Source organism: Sneathiella chinensis (assembly GCF_012720115.1).
GTDB lineage: Bacteria > Pseudomonadota > Alphaproteobacteria > Sneathiellales > Sneathiellaceae > Sneathiella > Sneathiella chinensis.
This window is the reverse complement of the sequence record NZ_VNWN01000002.1, coordinates 1085323-1102548: the sequence shown is the minus strand read 5'-3', so window position 1 is coordinate 1102548 and position 17226 is coordinate 1085323. Positions and strand designations below refer to the sequence as shown.

Genomic DNA, 17226 nt, shown 5'->3' with positions numbered 1-17226 from the left:
GGAACATTTTAAAAAGGCAGCGCCATGGAAAACCTCATCAATCTGGGACAGGATAACAAACCCCGCTGCAAATGGTGCGGGGATGATCCACAATATGTCGCCTATCATGACGAGGAATGGGGCGTGCCCATCCATGACAGCCGGGCCCTGTTCGAAAAACTTATTCTGGACGGTTTTCAGGCGGGCCTTTCCTGGATCACGATTCTTCGCAAACGGGATAATTTTCTGGCCGCCTTCGACAATTTCAACCCGGAACTGATCGCTGGCTATGGCCCAGACAAGGTGGAAAGCCTGATGCAGGACACCGGCATTGTTCGCAACCGGGCCAAGATCGAGGGAACCATAAAGGGCGCGCAGCTTTTCCTCGACATTGAACAAAAAGAAGGCGGGTTTTCCAATCTATTGTGGGGGTATCTGGAGGGGCAGCCTCTCCAGAACAACTGGAAAGCAATGTCCGAGGTTCCCGCCCAAACCGCCCTGAGCCAAGCCATATCAAAAGACCTCAAGTCCCGCGGCTTCAAGTTTGTCGGCCCGACAATCGTCTATGCCTTCATGCAGGCCGTTGGCATGATCAACGATCATCAGGTGGATTGTTTCCGCCATTCACAGGTCAAGTCGCTCTGATTGATTTTACAGGACCATGCCCAACCGCCGCCCCCATACCCCGACAATGGCCCGTTATTATCTGGATAAATATGGCGACGGCGCCGTTCAAAAACTTGAAATGGACGCCGCTTTCTGGGAAAGAGAAAACAATCTTCGCCAGCGGAACCAGCTTTTGCGCCTGCGGGACGAAATTTCCCTGTTGCTCGAATTCGGCGACGCCCTTTAACGTTACACCCTCAGGATACCGTATTTAATGGAACCAAAACTGAAAGCCGAAATCTGGGTCAAGGCCCACATTCGGAAATGCGCGTTCTGGAACATTCCGGTCATGGTGGTCCGGCGCGGCGATAACAGTGCCGGCACGGTCCTGATCAAGATAAACCGTCTGAATGGTCAATGCATGGTCCTGACCCCAACCACCAATTTCGAAGATGGCAGCCGCATGTGGATAAAGGGAACCGGGGCCGACTGGGTGGATGAATTGTCGGCAGACGCCTATATCCAGAAACAGTTGTCCTTTGATCCGGATGTCTGGGTTCTGGAAATTGAGGATCGCGAAGGCCGCCACCTTCTGGACGAGAAAATCGCCACCTGACCGGTTTTCCGGAAAGCGGGCCTTCTCCCCTGAAGTTTCCGGTATTTTTTTAATGCCCCCTCCTGCGGCAGGTCAGGAAACTTTCCTTGCATCGCTCCCCATGCTAGTAGTTCCTGAAACCCTGACATGAGTGGAATGCCGAAGAATGAGACAATATCTGGACCTTCTGAACACCGTAAAAGAAACCGGAACTTTCAAGTCTGACCGGACCGGAACCGGCACTTACAGCATCTTCGGCCACCAGATGCGGTTCGACCTTGGCGACGGCTTCCCGGTCCTGACCACCAAGAAGCTGCACCTGAAATCCATCATCCACGAACTTCTGTGGTTTTTGGCGGGCGATACCAACATCCGCTATCTTCAGGAAAACGGGGTACGCATCTGGGATGAATGGGCCGACGAAAACGGCGACCTTGGCCCCGTCTATGGATATCAATGGCGGTCCTGGCCCACCCCGAACGGTGGCAAGATCGACCAGATCACCAAGTTGCTGGACCAGATCAGGAACAACCCGGATTCGCGGCGCCTGCTGGTGACCGCCTGGAACCCCGCCGATGTGGACGACATGGCCCTGCCCCCGTGTCACTGCCTGTTCCAGTTTTATGTGGCTGACGGCAAACTGTCCTGCCAGCTTTACCAGCGAAGCGCCGATATCTTTCTGGGCGTCCCGTTCAACATCGCATCCTACGCCCTGCTGACCATGATGATCGCGCAGGTGTGCGATCTGGAACCCGGCGAGTTTGTCCACAGTTTCGGGGATGCCCATATCTATTCCAACCATCTGGAACAGGCGGCCCTGCAACTGACCCGTACACCGGGCCCGTTGCCCACCATGGAAATCAACCCGGACGTCAAGGACCTGTTTGCCTTCCGGTTCGAGGACTTTACCCTGAAAGGGTACGAGGCCGCCCCGCATATCCCTGCGCCCGTCGCTGTATAGGAGGGAGCCTGTGAAAATCGCCGCCGTCGTGGCCGTTGCCACAAACAATGTCATCGGTGTTGAAAATGACCTGCCGTGGCGCCTGTCCAACGACCTGAAATGGTTCAAGAAAAATACCATGAACAAGCCCATGATCATGGGCCGGAAAACATTTCAGTCCCTTCCCGGTGTGCTGCCGGGAAGAACCTCGATCATCCTGACCCGCGACCCGGCCTTTGAGGCCCCCGGTGCCCTGATCGCAACAACGATCGAACAGGCGCTGGAGCTTGCCACACAGGACGCCGCCAGCCGCAACACCGATGAAATCTCCGTTGTTGGCGGCGGGGAAATCTACAAACTGTTCATGCCGCTTCTAAGCCGGCTTTACCTGACACGCGTTCATACGACCATTGACGGGGACACCCTGTTCCCTGAACTGGACCCGGCAGACTGGAAAACCACCTTCGAGGAACATCACGAAGCCTCGGAAAAGGATGATTTCCCTTACAGTTTTTACATTCTGGACCGGGAACAGGGCGCCAGCGAATAATCCTTATTTGGCCCCTTTCAATCTTGAACATCTGCAACTATATTAAGAGGCGTCGGGCAACCGACTATGGCGATAAACGTTTCATGGAATAAACGTTGCGGACCCGGGGGCGGTACCCGGCGCCTCCACCATAAGCGCAGTCTCTTTTGACCGACTGTGTTTTTGCTGGGGGCGAAACAGGTTCGACGCGCGCAGTAAAGATGTTGCTTTCGCTCGGGTAGACTTCACCGTTATCGGGGTCAAACTTTACAAATGCTAACGACAACAACGAAGCATTTGCCGTAGCCGCTTAACAGCCGCTACACGGGGTTCGGAGGGGCACCTGGCAACAGAAGCCCCTCCACTGATTTAGGCCCCCTGCGGCCCTGAAAAACAGCAGGAAACCAAAGAAAAAGCTGGAGTATTTTGGGTGTGATGGACAGCGAAATAAACTATAATCAACTCGTAGAGAAAGCCTTGCTCAGCGTTGTCCGGGAATCTCTGCGATATGTCGTACAAAACGGACTCCCCGGCCAGCAGCATTTCTACATCACCTTTTCGACCCGTAATCCGGACGTTGCCATTCCCGACCACTTGCGCGACAAGTACAAGGATGAAATGACAATTGTGCTGCAGCACCAGTTCTGGAACCTGACGGTTGAAGAAGATCATTTCAGTCTTGAACTCAGCTTCAACAACAAACGCGAACCCCTGATCATTCCGTTCGCCGCAGTCACTGCGTTCGCGGACCCGTCCGTTCAGTTTGGCTTGCAATTCAGCCTTGATGAGGATCTGGAAGACGCCGGGGAAGAACAAGCCCCTGCCATGGAAGACAGCCCTTCCGACGCAGAAGAGGCAAGCAAGGGTTCCACAGACGAAAAAGCCGGGGAAGTTATCACCCTGGATGCCTTTCGCAAAAAATAACCGCAGATTTATCCGGGCAGGCCGCTGCGGCGCCCGCCCTCCTTGTACATCGTGACAATCAACAATGACCGTCCATTCTCAACTCGGGACGAGGGGAAAGATGCCAGAATTTCATTACGAAGAACTCTACCAGCTTGGTGAGGACAACACGCCATACAGGAAACTGACCGGGGACCATGTCTCCACCATCGAGGTGGATGGCAAGGAAGTCGTCAAGATCGAGCCTGAGGCGCTGGAACTTTTGACCGCCGAAGCCATGCGGGATGTCTCCCACCTTCTTCGTCCCCAGCATCTGCAACAACTGGCCAACATCCTGAAGGATGACGAGGCCTCCGACAACGACAAGTTCGTTGCGACCGAGCTTCTGAAAAACGCCAACATTGCGGCAGGCATGGTCCTGCCAAGCTGTCAGGATACCGGCACCGCCGTCATTATGGGCAAGAAGGGCCAGTATGTCTGGACCGACGGGACGGACAAGGAGCAGCTTTCCCGCGGGGTTTACAAAACCTATACGGAAACCAACCTGCGCTATTCCCAGTTGGCACCGATCAGCATGTTCGACGAAAAGAACACCGGCTCCAACCTGCCGGCGCAGATCGACCTGTATGCCACCAACAGCAGCGCCTATGAATTCCTGTTCATCGCCAAGGGCGGCGGGTCTGCCAACAAGACCTTCCTGCATCAGGCGGTTCCCAGCGTCCTGACACCGGAACGGCTGATGGACTTCCTGAAAGAAAAGGTGTCCGAACTGGGAACGGCCGCTTGCCCGCCTTATCATCTGGCCATTGTCATTGGCGGCACCTCTGCCGAGGACAACCTGAAATCGGTCAAGATGGCATCCACCAAATATTATGACACCCTTCCAACCAGCGGAAACGAGCATGGCCGCGCGTATCGCGATCTGGAAATGGAAGAAGCCGTTCACAAGATGACACAGGGCATTGGCATCGGCGCCCAGTTCGGCGGCAAGTATTTCTGCCACGACGTGCGGGTCATCCGCCTGCCCCGTCATGGCGCCAGTGTCCCCATCGGGATTGGCGTCTCCTGCTCTGCTGACCGCCAGATCAAGGGCAAGATCACCAAAGACGGTGTCTTCCTTGAGCAACTGGAAACGGATCCGGCCAAATATATGCCGGAAATCACCGATGATCATCTGGACGACAGCGTGGTCAAGGTCAACCTGAACCAGCCGATGAAGGATATTCTGGCGACCCTGTCCCAGTACCCAATCCGCACCCGTCTCAGCCTGACCGGCACCATTATCGTGGCCCGTGACCTTGCCCACCGCAAGCTGCGCGAACGCCTGGAAGCCGGGGAAGACCTGCCGCAATATTTCAAGGATCACATCATTTACTACGCGGGTCCGGCCAAGACACCGGAAGGCTACGCCTCCGGCTCGTTCGGGCCGACCACAGCAGGCCGCATGGACGGCTATGTTGATGAGTTCATGGCACACGGCGGCAGCATGATCATGCTGGCCAAGGGCAACCGCAGCAAGGCTGTTGTCGATGCCTGTAACAAGCATGGCGGCTTCTATCTCGGCTCCATCGGGGGTCCGGCTGCCATTCTCGCCCAGAACAACATCAAGAAGGTGGAAGTTCAGGAATTCGAGGAACTGGGCATGGAAGCCATCTGGCGCATCGAAATCGAGGATTTCCCGGCCTTCATCGTCATGGATGACAAGGGGAACGATTTCTTCGCCCGCAAAAAATAATCATGGATGACCGGTTCATGAATGACGAAATCGTCAAGTATTCCGTCAGCATCGCCGGTCACCGGACCAGCATCTCGCTGGAGAAAGCCTTCTGGACCCTGTTTCAGGATATTGCCTTGAAACAGGGGAAAAGCCTGAATGCGCTGATTACGGAAATTGATGAAAGGCGGAACGGCAACCTGTCCAGTGCCGTCCGCCTTTTCGTTCTTCAGGCCGTGCTGGACGGCACCCTGCCCCTGCCCTCTACCACAGACAATCCGCCTTCCTGATTTTTTCCGGGCCTTGAATTCCGTCCAATATCCTCTAATCTAGATTTTAATCCATTGCGCTTCTTCAAGGATTTCAGTCATGGGTGATGTGGTAAACCTAAACAAGTTCAGGAAACAACAGGAACGGGACCGCTCCGCCAAGCAGGCCGAAGAGAACCGAATTCGGCATGGTCGCACCGGTTCCCAAAAGCGCAAAGACCGTCTGGAACGAAGCAGGCTGGAAAAGAAAATAGAGCAAAGCAAACTGGAAAAAGCCCCCACGGACCCGTCCAAGGACTGATCCGACCGCAGGGGTTTGTGTTTGAAATCAGGCGCTATCCCGCTCCCGCCACATTTCCAGTCCCAGCGTCCCCATATTACCCTCGTAGCTTCACATTTCTGTCTCAAAGCGACGATAAATCAAGGGCATCGATATCCACAAAGCAAAGGAAGCTTTTTCATGGAATCACGGCACGACTATATCCCCGAGCCCAAGCTGGACGATGTTCTCAGCGACCCTGTCATTCTGGCGATCCTCAAATGTGACGGCCTGACCGTTGACGATGTGAAGTCAGTTATCAATGACTATAAAAAGCGCAAGGCGATGCCGCTGAACTGAGAATTCAGGGCCGGACAGGCATCCGGCCCGCCTCCCCCAATCTTCAAGTGACTTGTCCGGATGTTGGTTATATACAGGGAAAAACGATATTTTCTCAAACGCTGGACACACCCATGCCCTCTTCATCCCCCAAAAAGATCAAGCTGAACCCGCTTCAGGCGAAGACACTCGCCCTGCTGCAAGTGCTGGCCAAGGATAGCGACAGCTCCCTTCCCATCCCGGACAGCGAGGATATCCGCATCACTCGCCTTCCCCATGCCCATGGCAACCATGTCCATGTGGGGGCCTTTGTGGTGTCTGCAAAAGATACCAGCGGCCTTGGCAACCCGTCCGTCTGGACAGCCCTTGCTCGCAAGGGTCTGGTGCGCGACAACTGGAACGAAGACATCGTGATCACCAGCGAGGGCCTTGCCCTCAGCACCGGGCTCGAAGACAAATTCATGAGTGTCTCTGACCACTGACGCCGGACAGGGCGGGCAGGCTTTCCCTTCCCGCCCCCGTTCTCTTTCTAAAAACGCCCCGTTTCGGCCAACCGGCCCAGATCCCCGCAAATGCGCCGAAACCCGGATACCGTATCGGAAATGATCTCCTCGACGGATTTCTGTTCATGGATCAGGGCGGCGGATTGCCCGGCCAGACCGGCGCTGGCCTCCATATCTCCGCCAAAATACAGCTCCCCGATCCGGGAAAACATGTCTTTCGGCATCACGCCTTCCTCAAAGACCTGCCTCGTCCGCTCTGTTTTCAGGGCCCGGATACAGGGCGAGGATTTCTTGTTGAGAACCACAGTCCCCGTATCCTCCGCAGCAATAATGGCCTGCTTGTAATTGTCATGCACCGGGCTTTCCTTGGCGGAAACGAACCGGGTGCCCATTTGCACGGCCTCCGCCCCGGCCGCAAAGGCGGCTGCCATGCCACGCCCGTCCACAATACCCCCGGCAGCGACCATGGGCACATCGACCTTTTCGCGAATGGCCTGCAGCAAAACCAGCAGGGAAACCTCTTCCGGGTTCTTGAAGCCGCCGCCCTCGCCCCCTTCCACCACAAGACCGTCCACACCGGCCTCAACCGCCTTGACCGCAGCCTTTACGGTCGGCACGGCGTGATAGACGATGATGTCGTGCTGTTTCAGGATATGGATCAGCTTCTCCGGGTTCCCTGCCGAGGTGGTCACGAATTTCACGCCGGATTCCGCCACAAAACGGATCATGGCCTCATCCCGCAGGAACAGAAGCGGCAGGTTGATCCCGAAGGGCCTGTCCGTCAGTTCCTTCATCTTGTTGATTTCGCGAATACAGTTTTCCGTCTCACCGGATGATGTTTCAATAATGCCGAGACCCCCGGCGTTTGATACCGCCGATGCCAAAGGGCTCCGGGCGATCCACCCCATGGGGGCCTGAATGATGGGATATTGAACGCCCGTATGCTCCAGAAACCTGTTCATACTGTTATCCTTCCGCCCCGGCAAAGGTTTTCCCGACCGCGGCCCCAAGGTCCTTCAGGGCCTGCCCCTCGGACACCACCTTGATAGTTTTCATACCCATGGCAGCCGCCGGCTTCAGGTTGATGCCCAGATCATCCAGATAGACAATCTGCTCTGGCCGGACATTCATTTCCCGGCAGGTATATTCATAAATCTGGGGGTCCGGCTTGCGCAGGCCGATCTTGCTGGACTGGATAACCGTATCGAAGATTTCCATCACCTCGGCGACCGCTTTCTGGGCGCTCGCGGTTCGGCTCATCCCCGGTCCTTTCCCGGCAGACACATTATTGGTCAGGCAAACACACTGATAATCGGCGGAAAGCGCCTTCAGCGCCGCCACCATGTTCGGGCGGATATCCCCGGCCAGCAGGCGGATCACGTCATTGCCCCGAACCGGATGGCCAAGGGCGGTACTTTCCTCAAGGAAAAGGGCATCGAACTGGTCAGCGTTGATGTCGCTCCGCTCGAACCGGGCCCAGGCATTGCTGTCCGGGTTGGTGGAATTGACCCGGCGCAGAAAATTATGGGGCAGGCCCTTTTCCGTCTCGAAACGATTGAAAGATTCAAAGGGACTCGTGGTCAGCACCCCTCCGAAATCCCAGAGGATGGATGTAATCATAATACTACCTGTTCAGTAATGCCGTGTACGGACACGCTTTTTTTGTTACCTTTTATGCGTTATTCGTAAATAGTGGCAGCAGAACTTTCGGAAGTCAAACAGCGGCGCCGGTTGAATCGAGGCCAAAAGCCTCTACCTGCTATACCATGACTTTTCCTCTTTGCGGGAGCACCTGAATGAAACTGCCTCTTCTTGTCCTGCCCTTGCTGTTCGTGGCCGTGTCAGCCGGACATGCCCTGAACCACGGGGATATGCAGCAACTGAAAGATACAAAATCCTGCATCGGGTGCGACCTTAATCAGTCCAACATGCAAGCGGGTGACATGGCCGGGGTCAATCTCACGGACGCAAACCTGCGGGACACCATTCTGAAAACGATCAATTTCGATAATGCGATTTTGAATGATGCCGACCTTCGCCGGGCCGACATGGAGAAATCGAGCCTTACCAAAGCCAGCCTGAAAGGCGCCATCCTGCGGGAAACCGATCTGGAAAAAGCCACCATGCCCGGCGCCAATTTCACCGGGGCGGACCTACGCTCGGCAGACCTTGAGAACGCCCTTGTGGATGGGGGGTCCTTTTTCAAGGCAGACCTTCGGAAAGCCAACCTGAAACGGGCCGAAATGAACAAGGTCAATTTCACCGATTGTGATGCGTCGGACGCCAATTTCAAGCGCGCGGTCCTGAACCACACCATCTTTCGATCCGCCAAGCTGAAAAATGTCCGATTTACCCGTGCCTCTCTCATGGAAGCGGATTTCACAAATGCCAATCTGGCACTTTCGAACTTCTATCGGGCCGATCTTACCGACGCGATCTTCACCAACGCTGATCTGGAAGATGCCATATTCTGGGGGGCGAACCTGTCAGGCGCGGACCTGTCCAGTGCTGACGGACTGACAGAATCCCAACTGACCAAGGCATGCGGGAACAAGCAGACCCGACTACCGGGCGGCCTTACCGTCGAGGCGTGCAGTTAACCCGGCGCCAGAGAAAGCCCCCCCGACCTTTACGGCAAGCCCGGCGGCTGACGCCGGGCCAGCGCCGGTTGTCCCTGATCAGATAATTTTTCCCGGGTTCATGATGTTGTCCGGGTCCAGCGCCTGTTTCACGGCCACCATCACATCAAACGCGCTGCCGACTTCCCGGCGAAGATATTTCTTCTTTCCAAGCCCGATGCCATGTTCCCCTGTGCAGGTTCCATCCATGGCCAAGGCCCGGTCAATCAGGCGGCCGTTAATCTGTTCTGCCTCTTCCAGCTCTGCCGGGTTGTCCTTGTCCAGAACAAAGGCCAGATGGAAATTGCCATCACCCACATGACCGACGATCGGGGCGATCAGGTTGCTCGTTTCAAGGTCTTTCTTGGTTTCCATGATGCAATCCGCCAGCCGGGAAATGGGAACGCAGACATCCGTTGCCCACAAGGATGAGCCCGGCCGCAATGCCAGCGCCGCATAGGCCGCATTGTGACGAGCTTCCCACAACTTGTTCCGCTCCTCTGTGCGGGTGGTCCACTGAAAGTCCTCCGCCCCGAAATCCTTGCAAATCTCCCCGACCTGCCGGGCCTGCTCCTCCACCCCGGTTTCACTGCCATGGAATTCCAGAAACAGGGACGGCTGAACCGGCAGGGTCATGTTGGAATATTTGTTGATGGCATCAATCTGCACTTCATCGGCAAGCTCGATCCGGGCAACCGGGATGCCCGCCTGAATGGTCAGGATCACCGCCTGAACCGCCGACCCGATATCCGGGAAGGACACTGTGGCGGCGGACATGGCTTCCGGAATACCGTAAAGGCGCAAGGTCACCTCGGTAATGATCCCGAGTGTTCCTTCCGATCCCACATACAGCTTGGTCAGGTCATACCCGGCAGCGCTTTTCTTGGCCCGGCCGCCCGTCTTGATAATCTGTCCATCCGGGCGAACAACGGTCAGGTTCAGAACATTCTCCCGGATTGTGCCATAGCGCACCGCATTGGTGCCGGAGGCCCGTGTCGAAGCCATCCCCCCGATAGAGGCATCCGCCCCCGGATCGATGGGAAAGAACAGGCCGGTATCCCGCAGGAATTCATTCAGTTGCTTGCGCCGCACCCCCGGCTGCACCACACAATCCAGATCCTCCGTATTCACGGCCAAAATCTGGTTCATCTCATTCAGGTCAATACAAACCCCGCCTTCAACCGCATGGACATGACCTTCCAGCGACGTTCCCGCCGCGAACGGCACCACCGGCACCTTGTGGGCAGCACAAACCTTGACGATCTCGGACACTTCTTCGGTGCTGCGGGCAAAACAGACAAGGTCCGGAGCAATCGGCTCATGCCAGCTTTCTCCCTTGCTATGCTGGTCGCGCACCGCTTGCGCCGAGGAGCACCGGTCCCCCAAAAGGGCAACAAGTTGATCTTTGACAACAGACAGGGTTTCCGGCTGAACAGGCATGGTTAATCTCCAGACATGGCAAATGACCCCGGAAAGGGGCAAGGGAATACTGTAATCCCAATTCGGTCATACAGAAAGTCCGCTGTACCCGTCAATTGCATTTACAGGCCCGAATATTTGGGTAGTCTTGTGTTCATGATGCATACAACCAACTTAAAAGAAATCCACCGGCTGGCTGTCCGGCCCGAGTGGATCGATTACAACGGGCATATGAACGTAGCCTTCTACGTCATGGCCTTCGACCAGTCACTGGATAGCCTGCTGGACCTTATCGGGTTCACACGCACCCACCGGGCGGAAACGGGCAATACTGTCTATGTACTGGAAACCCATGTCACCTATCTTCGCGAGGTCAAGGAAGGGGATCCGCTGGTCATCAGCCTGCGGGTCGTTGATTGCGATCCCAAACGCATGCACCTGTTCCTTGAAATGCACCACGCAGAGGAAGGCTTTCTGGCCGCCACATCGGAACAGATGGTCCTGCATATCGATGCGTCTGGCCCCCGGGCCCACCCCATGGCGGACCATGTTCTTGCCCGCCTTGAGGAATTGAAAGCGCTTCATGAAAACGATCCCCTGCCACCACAAGTGGGCGGGAAAATCGGCATTCGGAGGAAATAGATGAATTTTCGCAGCCTCGATCTTCCCAACAGGATCATTCTTTCCCTTTCGGTGATTGCGGCTGCGATATATCTGATGGACCCGTTCCAGACGGGCCACCCTGTGCGCATTGCCATCAAGGGCAGCGCCTGCATCTTCCTGGCCATTGCGGCCTATCGCCTGATGCCCACAGGGCACCGCCAGAAATTACTGACACTGGCGTTATTGTTTTCCAGCGGCGGTGACATTTTCCTTGCCCTGCATGTAACGGACTTTTTCGTGCACGGGCTGGGCAGTTTCCTGATTGCCCACCTGATCTATATTTCCATTTTCGCCCATGCCCGCGACTGGTCACCGCAAACCAAGGTTCACAATCTTCTCTCTGTTCTGGTGATACTGGGGGGCTTTGCGATCACAGGCCTGCTCTGGCCGCACCTCGGGCCGCTAAAGGCACCCGTGGTTGTCTATGTCATTGTGATCTGTCTGATGGCGATCTCTGCCATATTCTCGACTTTCGCGGATCGCTGGATCATCGCAGGCGCGCTCAGCTTTGTCATCTCGGACAGCCTGATTGCCATCAACAAGTTCCTGACCCCCTTTGATGCGGCCGGTCCGCTGATCTGGATCACCTATATGGGGGCGCAATACATGCTGGCCTACGCCATCATCAAGGGGCCCCAGCCCCTTCGCAGGAAGGCGGCATAACCGCAGATTTTTGAAGGAGCGGGTCAGGCAGCCTGAGTGCTGGAATCGACGCTTTTCATCTTGGAAATCAGGTAATCCACATTTTCCGCATCGAACTGGTCCTCGAAATGGGTCAGGACCCGTTCGATCACCGTATTGCGAAACCGTTCACGGTCTCCCGGATCGCCGTCATATTCCAGCTCGTTCACCACATCAATGGCAACGCGCATGATCTGGACCAGACCACCCGGTATCTTGCATTTCTTGCAAAGCTGTTTCAGACCGGCGCCGCCTGCATCATTCACCAGCATGTGAACGTTTGAAACCGCGATCCCAGCCCCTTTGGCCAGCGCTGTTTCAAAGAAATCGATATCCCCCACACACAAGGCCCGCAGGATGATGGTCGGGGTCAGGCGGTTATTTTCATGCAACTGGTCGATGAGGCTGACAAGGTCCGTATGGCTGGCGCCGCCCTTGATCAGACCGATCATGGTCTTTTCCCGGCTTTCCAGGATAAGGTCCGTCGCCACGGTCGGCGACATCTCGTGATGGCTGACCAGATATTCCCGAAGGCGATCCGATACCAGCGTCACAAGCCGTTCCGTAACCGTCAGGGGCAGGGACTTGCGCTTTGCGATCGGGGTGCTGATTTTTTCGTTCTCGCCATATTTGTCGAGAACTTTTTCATAGGTTTTCTCGGAGATGCGGGCCCCTTCATTCTCCATCAGGGTGGCAACCACCTGTTCGTTGCCCGTATCGGCAAGACGGTCGGAAACTGCCTCGGAGACAACCACACGACCGGCAATGGCGGCCTGATGCTCTGCGGACTTGGTGCTGATGATCTCCAGCAGGTCTTCGTCATTCAGGGCATCGGAGAAAGACAGGATCGGCGAGGCAACATCCGAAATATCACTGGCCAGAACCTTGGCAATATCGCGCGGCAGGTCCGGCATGGCTTTCAGGGTTTCCGCCAACGTCTTGCGAACAAGAAGCTCGGTATCATTGACCAGAAGCCGGAAAATGCCTTCCGCTTCCTTGCGTTCCGTTTCACTGAACGTACGTTCAACAAGGCTGCCCGCAATTTTCTCGACGGTCTCGGCACGGGCTTCGGGCGAACGGTCGCTCAGCAGGCGCTCGACATCGGCTGGGCTTAATGAACGGTTTTTTGACACTTTGGCTCCGCGAAAGAATTAACCCTTTATCCCATTAAAAGGAACCAGTCTTAAAATAACCTTAACCGGACGATGAAACACCGACCTTTTCTTCGCGCCCTCGCCTTTTCCCTGTTGTCCTGTCACCCTGTGGGGTCCGTTTCAGGCCAAGCGACATATTGACACAGTTTTTGGTTTTTTACCCTTTTTGGTTTTCACGCCTTATATTGGGAGGCAGGATCAGTTTTATGAATTGGATTAGGAAAAGGGAGAAATTCATGAAAACCGGAAATCTGGTTGCAATGGGCGTTGGCCTTGCCTTGACCATGGTCTCTGCCACGGCAATGGCGGAAGGCGACCCTGCAAAAGGAGAAAAGGTCTTCAAGAAATGTCAGGCCTGTCACACCATTGAAGAAGGTGGCAAGAACAAGATCGGCCCCAATCTGTTTGGTGTGGTCGGACGCGAAGCTGCAAAGGTGGAAGGCTTCAAATATTCCAGCGCCATGGCAGACTCCGGCCTGACCTGGGATGAAGCAACCCTTGACCAATACCTGACCAAGCCGCGCAGCTTCCTGAAAGGCACCAAGATGTCTTTCGCTGGCATCAAGAAAGAAGACCAGCGCGCTGACCTGATTGCCTATCTGGCGACCTTCAAGTAAGTCTTCAGAAAAAGAAAAAGCGGCCTATTTGAGCCGCTTTTTCTTTTTTATACCGGGCAGAACCGGGTAAATTCCTAGTCTGCCTCATCCCGCACAACCAGCACCGAACAGTTCGCGTGCCGCACCACCCGGGCCGCATTGGGCCCCAGCAGGTAATCCTGCATCTTCGGCCGGTGTGCCCCCATCACAATCAGATCGCATTTCAGCTTGCCTTGCATATGCAGGATTTCCTCATACGCCGTGCCGTGCGAGACAATATGCTGGACCTTGATTCCGGTGGGTATCTTCTCTTTCACGAATTCATGCAGGCGCCGGTTCGCTTCCTTCATCACCTTTTCCTCGTAATCCTTGGGGAAAAACGATCCGACGATACTCATGCCGAAATCCGGCACTACGGTCATGACATGCAGGGTGGCCCCCGATTGTTCCGCATAACTCACGGCGACGGGCAGGGCCTTTCTCCAGGAATCCTCGGATTCCAGATCCACTGCCAGAAGAATATGTTCAAACATTCCCTTTCCTCCCCTGTCAGACCGAGGCGGCCTTGATGGTAGATACACTGCTTCGGCGTCTCTGGAGCAAGCAAATAAGGCCCAGAACCAGCAACGCCGGGATATACATCCATTCCTTCGCAGGCTGATCCGCGGGCACAAGGACGGTTTTGATCTTTTGATCAAAATCCAGACCCGCCGCCTGCGCCGGACTGTCAAAGGCAGCATTGTCGATCAGGACCTCGTCATCACTGATCAGCAGTTCCAGCCCCAGCGCATCCAGTCTGTCCTGCGCGGACCCCTCGCCGGTGATGGGCAGGATCGCCGTAATGGTCATCGGGTCGCCCACATCATCCTCCCCTTCCACAATCAGGCGGATTTCCGAACCGGCAGGCACCGTACCGATCACCTTGACGATATCGGCAGGCGGAGTTTCGGAATAGGGCGGCGTGATCATGTCCATCCAGAAGCCCGGACGGAACAGGGTGAACGCCACCAGCAGCAGCAAAACGGATTCCCAGATTTTCGACCGGGTCAGGAAATATCCTTGTGTCCCGGCCGTGAACAGAAGCATGGCCACCGTCGCCACCACGAACACAAAGGCCCCCTCCACGGGCGTCACGTCAATCAGCAGAAGGTCTGTATTGAAAATGAACAGGAACGGCAGGATCGCCGTTCGAAGCGAATAGAAAAACGCCACAAAGCCTGTCCGAATAGGATCGCCGCCGGATACCGCCGCTGCTGCGAAAGACGCCAGCCCCACCGGCGGTGTCACATCGGCCATGATCCCGAAATAGAACACAAACAGATGCACGGCAATCAGCGGGACAATCAGGCCGTTTTGCTGACCCAGACTGACAATCACCGGCGCCAACAGCGAGGACACCACGATATAGTTGGCAGTGGTCGGCAAGCCCATTCCCAAAATCAGACTGAGGATTGCCGTAAAGATCAGCATCAGCAGGATGTATCCCTGACTGAGAAACTCGACCAGTTCCGCCAGAACAAGGCCGACCCCGGTCTGGGACACAGTGCCGACAATAATCCCGGCCGTTGCCGTCGCAATGGCAATGCCGATCATGTTGCGGGCGCCTGAAATCAGACCGTCCAGCAATTCATTGAAGCCCTGTTTCACGCGCCCCTCCAACGCCTCCTTGCGGAAAAAGGCAAACAGGGGCCGCTGCGTCAGTAAGATGAAGATCATCAATGTCACAGCCCAGAAAGCGGACAGTTCGGGTGACAACCGTTCAATCATCAGACACCAGATCAGGACCGCCACCGGCAACAGGAAGTGAAGCCCGGCCATGATTGTCGGCCGGGGCGTCGGCAAGGATACAATGGGGGAACTCGGATCATCCAGATGCAAATCCGGCACCTTCGCGCATCGGGAAACCAGATACACATAGAGAAGAAGGATCAGGGCCCCGATCACCCATGGGGCCAGTGCCCCGCCCAACAATGCCGTCACGGACGCCACCAGATAAAAGACACCAAAGGCCGCGATCACCACATTGCACAAGACCATCATGCCAACGGAAATGAATTTGAGGCGGGTCCCCTCTTCGGCCTTTTTCACGATCCCGAAATAAAGGGCCGCTTCCACCGCCATCAGGATCAGGACCGCGCCCAACCGGGCATAGGAAGTTTCAAGCGCCTGAAACAGCACAAACAGATAGTATATCGCCCCCGCCAGCGCGAGGATGGCGGACAGCGTAATCCCGGACGATAGCAGGGCAAGGCGCAACGGCTTTGGTTCTATTGCACGCGGCAACCCCTGCATGTTCTTTTTCAAGGCTTCAAGATGAACGATATAGACCAGCGCGATATAGGAGATCAGCGCCGGAATGAAAGCATGTTTCACCACCTCGAAATAGCTGATATCCACATACTCGACCATCAGGAAGGCCGCAGCCCCCATAACCGGCGGCATGATCTGCCCGTTTACGGATGAGGCCACCTCGACCGCGCCGCTTTTCTCGGACGAGAACCCGACCCGCTTCATCATGGGAATGGTAAAGGTGCCCGTTGTCACCACGTTGGCGATGGAGGAACCGGAGATCAACCCCGTCATGCCGGACGCCACAACAGCGGCCTTGGCAGGACCGCCGCGCATGTGCCCCATCAGGGAAAAGGCCACCTGAATGAAGTAATTGCCAGCCCCGGCCTTGTCCAGCAGGGCGCCGAACAGAACGAACAGGAACACAAGCCCCGTCGAGACCCCCAGCGCAATCCCGAACACCCCTTCGGAAGACAGCCACTGATGATCGGCAACGGCGCCAAAGCTGGCGCCCTTCCATGCCAGGAACCCCGGCGCATACGGCCCAAGGAAAGTGTATCCAAGAAACACAATCCCCACCACCATGAGCGGCGGCCCCAGCGCCCGGCGGGTCGCTTCCAGCAGCATGACAATCCCGACCGAGGCAACGACAATGTCCATGCCATTGGGATTGCCCGGCCGGTCACTGAGACGGGAGCCAAGCAAGCTATCCATCAGGCTACTGTCAAAAATAAACAGGTAGAGCGTGCAGAATGTTCCCACAATCGCAAAAATCCAGTCCGTAAACGGAACCGAATGCCGCGGGGAGGAGCGGAAAGCCGGATAGGCCAGATAGGCGAGAAAAATGGCAAAACCCAAATGAATGGGACGCGCCTCCCGCCCGGAGAACACACCCACCCCCAACATATAGGGAAGGGGCGACGCGATCCAGACCTGCCACAAGGCCCAGACCAGGGCCACCCCGGCCATCAAGGTGGTGATCTTCTTGTTGTCCGGTGTCCGCCCGCCTGTGTCGGTCGATGCGACCAGATCCTCAAGCTCTTCCGTGGTCAACGGACCTTCATTTTTCGGTGCCTCACTCATGAACCCCGCCTCACCTGTCTTTCTTCACAAAACCGTCCTGCCTGCCGAAACAGAAAAAGGCAGGGGTTTCCCCCTGCCTTGTCCATT

Annotated in this window: 21 protein-coding genes and 1 other RNA gene; 16 read left to right on the top strand and 6 right to left on the bottom strand. The window is 55.9% G+C overall.

Going from position 1 to position 17226, the window contains the following annotated elements:
* The first annotated feature begins 24 nt into the window (after positions 1 to 24).
* From FQB27_RS05220 to FQB27_RS05165, 12 genes are all read left to right on the top strand, one after another.
* Positions 25 to 624: a DNA-3-methyladenine glycosylase I gene (locus tag FQB27_RS05220; protein WP_169559778.1), complete on the top strand. Its 600-nt coding sequence runs from the start codon at positions 25 to 27 to the stop codon at positions 622 to 624.
* A gap of 16 nt (positions 625 to 640) precedes the next feature.
* On the top strand, positions 641 to 832 hold the full coding sequence (locus FQB27_RS05215) for a hypothetical protein (protein WP_169559777.1): 192 nt from the start codon (positions 641 to 643) through the stop codon (positions 830 to 832).
* 27 nt (positions 833 to 859) lie between these two features.
* Positions 860 to 1201, top strand: a complete 342-nt coding sequence (locus tag FQB27_RS05210; RefSeq protein ID WP_169559776.1) for a DUF1491 family protein — start codon at positions 860 to 862, stop codon at positions 1199 to 1201.
* A 145-nt stretch (positions 1202 to 1346) separates the two neighbouring features.
* A complete protein-coding gene (locus FQB27_RS05205; protein WP_169559775.1) occupies positions 1347 to 2141 on the top strand; it encodes a thymidylate synthase in 795 nt (264 codons plus the stop codon).
* 10 nt (positions 2142 to 2151) lie between these two features.
* Positions 2152 to 2670 (top strand): dihydrofolate reductase, encoded by a 519-nt coding sequence (locus tag FQB27_RS05200; protein WP_206374332.1) that lies wholly within the window; start codon positions 2152 to 2154, stop codon positions 2668 to 2670.
* Positions 2671 to 2681: 11 nt separating this feature from the next.
* Positions 2682 to 3015: a transfer-messenger RNA gene (gene ssrA / locus FQB27_RS05195) on the top strand.
* Between the two features lie 69 nt (positions 3016 to 3084).
* A complete protein-coding gene (locus tag FQB27_RS05190) occupies positions 3085 to 3573 on the top strand; it encodes an SspB family protein (RefSeq protein ID WP_206374330.1) in 489 nt (162 codons plus the stop codon).
* Between the two features lie 100 nt (positions 3574 to 3673).
* The gene (locus FQB27_RS05185) at positions 3674 to 5287 is read left to right on the top strand and encodes a fumarate hydratase (RefSeq protein WP_169559773.1); all 1614 of its coding nucleotides are present in this window, start codon (positions 3674 to 3676) and stop codon (positions 5285 to 5287) included.
* A gap of 2 nt (positions 5288 to 5289) precedes the next feature.
* A complete protein-coding gene (locus FQB27_RS05180) occupies positions 5290 to 5556 on the top strand; it encodes a ribbon-helix-helix domain-containing protein (RefSeq protein WP_206374328.1) in 267 nt (88 codons plus the stop codon).
* A 79-nt stretch (positions 5557 to 5635) separates the two neighbouring features.
* The gene (locus tag FQB27_RS05175; RefSeq protein WP_169559772.1) at positions 5636 to 5836 is read left to right on the top strand and encodes a DUF4169 family protein; all 201 of its coding nucleotides are present in this window, start codon (positions 5636 to 5638) and stop codon (positions 5834 to 5836) included.
* A 159-nt stretch (positions 5837 to 5995) separates the two neighbouring features.
* A complete protein-coding gene (locus FQB27_RS05170; protein ID WP_169559771.1) occupies positions 5996 to 6154 on the top strand; it encodes a hypothetical protein in 159 nt (52 codons plus the stop codon).
* A 113-nt stretch (positions 6155 to 6267) separates the two neighbouring features.
* Positions 6268 to 6615: a hypothetical protein gene (locus FQB27_RS05165; RefSeq protein ID WP_169559770.1), complete on the top strand. Its 348-nt coding sequence runs from the start codon at positions 6268 to 6270 to the stop codon at positions 6613 to 6615.
* A gap of 47 nt (positions 6616 to 6662) precedes the next feature.
* On the opposite strand, the gene FQB27_RS05160 is transcribed toward FQB27_RS05165, so the two are convergent.
* Both FQB27_RS05160 and FQB27_RS05155 read right to left on the bottom strand, forming a co-directional pair.
* The gene (locus tag FQB27_RS05160) at positions 6663 to 7598 is read right to left on the bottom strand and encodes an NAD(P)H-dependent flavin oxidoreductase (RefSeq protein WP_169559769.1); all 936 of its coding nucleotides are present in this window, start codon (positions 7596 to 7598) and stop codon (positions 6663 to 6665) included.
* A 4-nt stretch (positions 7599 to 7602) separates the two neighbouring features.
* Complete coding sequence (locus FQB27_RS05155) at positions 7603 to 8259, bottom strand: HAD-IA family hydrolase (protein WP_169560078.1); 657 nt, start codon at positions 8257 to 8259, stop codon at positions 7603 to 7605.
* Between the two features lie 173 nt (positions 8260 to 8432).
* Here FQB27_RS05155 and FQB27_RS05150 point away from each other — a divergent pair, with 173 nt between their 5' ends.
* Positions 8433 to 9236, top strand: a complete 804-nt coding sequence (locus tag FQB27_RS05150; protein ID WP_169559768.1) for a pentapeptide repeat-containing protein — start codon at positions 8433 to 8435, stop codon at positions 9234 to 9236.
* Positions 9237 to 9314: 78 nt separating this feature from the next.
* Here the strand turns inward: FQB27_RS05150 and FQB27_RS05145 are convergent, their stop codons facing one another.
* A complete protein-coding gene (locus FQB27_RS05145; RefSeq protein ID WP_169559767.1) occupies positions 9315 to 10694 on the bottom strand; it encodes an FAD-binding oxidoreductase in 1380 nt (459 codons plus the stop codon).
* A gap of 135 nt (positions 10695 to 10829) precedes the next feature.
* Here FQB27_RS05145 and FQB27_RS05140 point away from each other — a divergent pair, with 135 nt between their 5' ends.
* On the top strand, positions 10830 to 11315 hold the full coding sequence (locus FQB27_RS05140) for a thioesterase family protein (RefSeq protein WP_169559766.1): 486 nt from the start codon (positions 10830 to 10832) through the stop codon (positions 11313 to 11315).
* Entirely contained in the window at positions 11316 to 11999 is a 684-nt protein-coding gene (locus FQB27_RS05135) for a lysoplasmalogenase (protein WP_169559765.1), read from the top strand.
* Between the two features lie 23 nt (positions 12000 to 12022).
* Here FQB27_RS05135 and spbR read toward each other — a convergent pair whose 3' ends face one another.
* Complete coding sequence (gene spbR, locus FQB27_RS05130; RefSeq protein ID WP_169559764.1) at positions 12023 to 13150, bottom strand: SpbR family protein; 1128 nt, start codon at positions 13148 to 13150, stop codon at positions 12023 to 12025.
* Between the two features lie 257 nt (positions 13151 to 13407).
* Between spbR and FQB27_RS05125 the strand changes: the two genes are divergently transcribed.
* Positions 13408 to 13788, top strand: coding sequence for a c-type cytochrome (locus FQB27_RS05125; RefSeq protein WP_169559763.1), 381 nt, complete (start codon positions 13408 to 13410; stop codon positions 13786 to 13788).
* A gap of 74 nt (positions 13789 to 13862) precedes the next feature.
* Here the strand turns inward: FQB27_RS05125 and FQB27_RS05120 are convergent, their stop codons facing one another.
* Both FQB27_RS05120 and FQB27_RS05115 read right to left on the bottom strand, forming a co-directional pair.
* Entirely contained in the window at positions 13863 to 14300 is a 438-nt protein-coding gene (locus tag FQB27_RS05120) for a universal stress protein (protein WP_169559762.1), read from the bottom strand.
* A gap of 16 nt (positions 14301 to 14316) precedes the next feature.
* Positions 14317 to 17139 (bottom strand): TRAP transporter permease, encoded by a 2823-nt coding sequence (locus FQB27_RS05115; RefSeq protein WP_169559761.1) that lies wholly within the window; start codon positions 17137 to 17139, stop codon positions 14317 to 14319.
* Positions 17140 to 17226: the final 87 nt, after the last annotated feature.

Coding starts and splice junctions, on each gene's coding strand:
- FQB27_RS05220 (WP_169559778.1), top strand. CDS start 25: ATGGAAAACCTCATCAATCTGGGACAGGATAACAAACCCCGCTGCAAA.
- FQB27_RS05215 (WP_169559777.1), top strand. CDS start 641: ATGCCCAACCGCCGCCCCCATACCCCGACAATGGCCCGTTATTATCTG.
- FQB27_RS05210 (WP_169559776.1), top strand. CDS start 860: ATGGAACCAAAACTGAAAGCCGAAATCTGGGTCAAGGCCCACATTCGG.
- FQB27_RS05205 (WP_169559775.1), top strand. CDS start 1,347: ATGAGACAATATCTGGACCTTCTGAACACCGTAAAAGAAACCGGAACT.
- FQB27_RS05190 (WP_206374330.1), top strand. CDS start 3,085: ATGGACAGCGAAATAAACTATAATCAACTCGTAGAGAAAGCCTTGCTC.
- FQB27_RS05185 (WP_169559773.1), top strand. CDS start 3,674: ATGCCAGAATTTCATTACGAAGAACTCTACCAGCTTGGTGAGGACAAC.
- FQB27_RS05180 (WP_206374328.1), top strand. CDS start 5,290: ATGGATGACCGGTTCATGAATGACGAAATCGTCAAGTATTCCGTCAGC.
- FQB27_RS05175 (WP_169559772.1), top strand. CDS start 5,636: ATGGGTGATGTGGTAAACCTAAACAAGTTCAGGAAACAACAGGAACGG.
- FQB27_RS05170 (WP_169559771.1), top strand. CDS start 5,996: ATGGAATCACGGCACGACTATATCCCCGAGCCCAAGCTGGACGATGTT.
- FQB27_RS05165 (WP_169559770.1), top strand. CDS start 6,268: ATGCCCTCTTCATCCCCCAAAAAGATCAAGCTGAACCCGCTTCAGGCG.
- FQB27_RS05160 (WP_169559769.1), bottom strand. CDS start 7,598: ATGAACAGGTTTCTGGAGCATACGGGCGTTCAATATCCCATCATTCAG.
- FQB27_RS05150 (WP_169559768.1), top strand. CDS start 8,433: ATGAAACTGCCTCTTCTTGTCCTGCCCTTGCTGTTCGTGGCCGTGTCA.
- FQB27_RS05145 (WP_169559767.1), bottom strand. CDS start 10,694: ATGCCTGTTCAGCCGGAAACCCTGTCTGTTGTCAAAGATCAACTTGTT.
- FQB27_RS05140 (WP_169559766.1), top strand. CDS start 10,830: ATGATGCATACAACCAACTTAAAAGAAATCCACCGGCTGGCTGTCCGG.
- FQB27_RS05135 (WP_169559765.1), top strand. CDS start 11,316: ATGAATTTTCGCAGCCTCGATCTTCCCAACAGGATCATTCTTTCCCTT.
- FQB27_RS05125 (WP_169559763.1), top strand. CDS start 13,408: ATGAAAACCGGAAATCTGGTTGCAATGGGCGTTGGCCTTGCCTTGACC.
- FQB27_RS05120 (WP_169559762.1), bottom strand. CDS start 14,300: ATGTTTGAACATATTCTTCTGGCAGTGGATCTGGAATCCGAGGATTCC.
- FQB27_RS05115 (WP_169559761.1), bottom strand. CDS start 17,139: ATGAGTGAGGCACCGAAAAATGAAGGTCCGTTGACCACGGAAGAGCTT.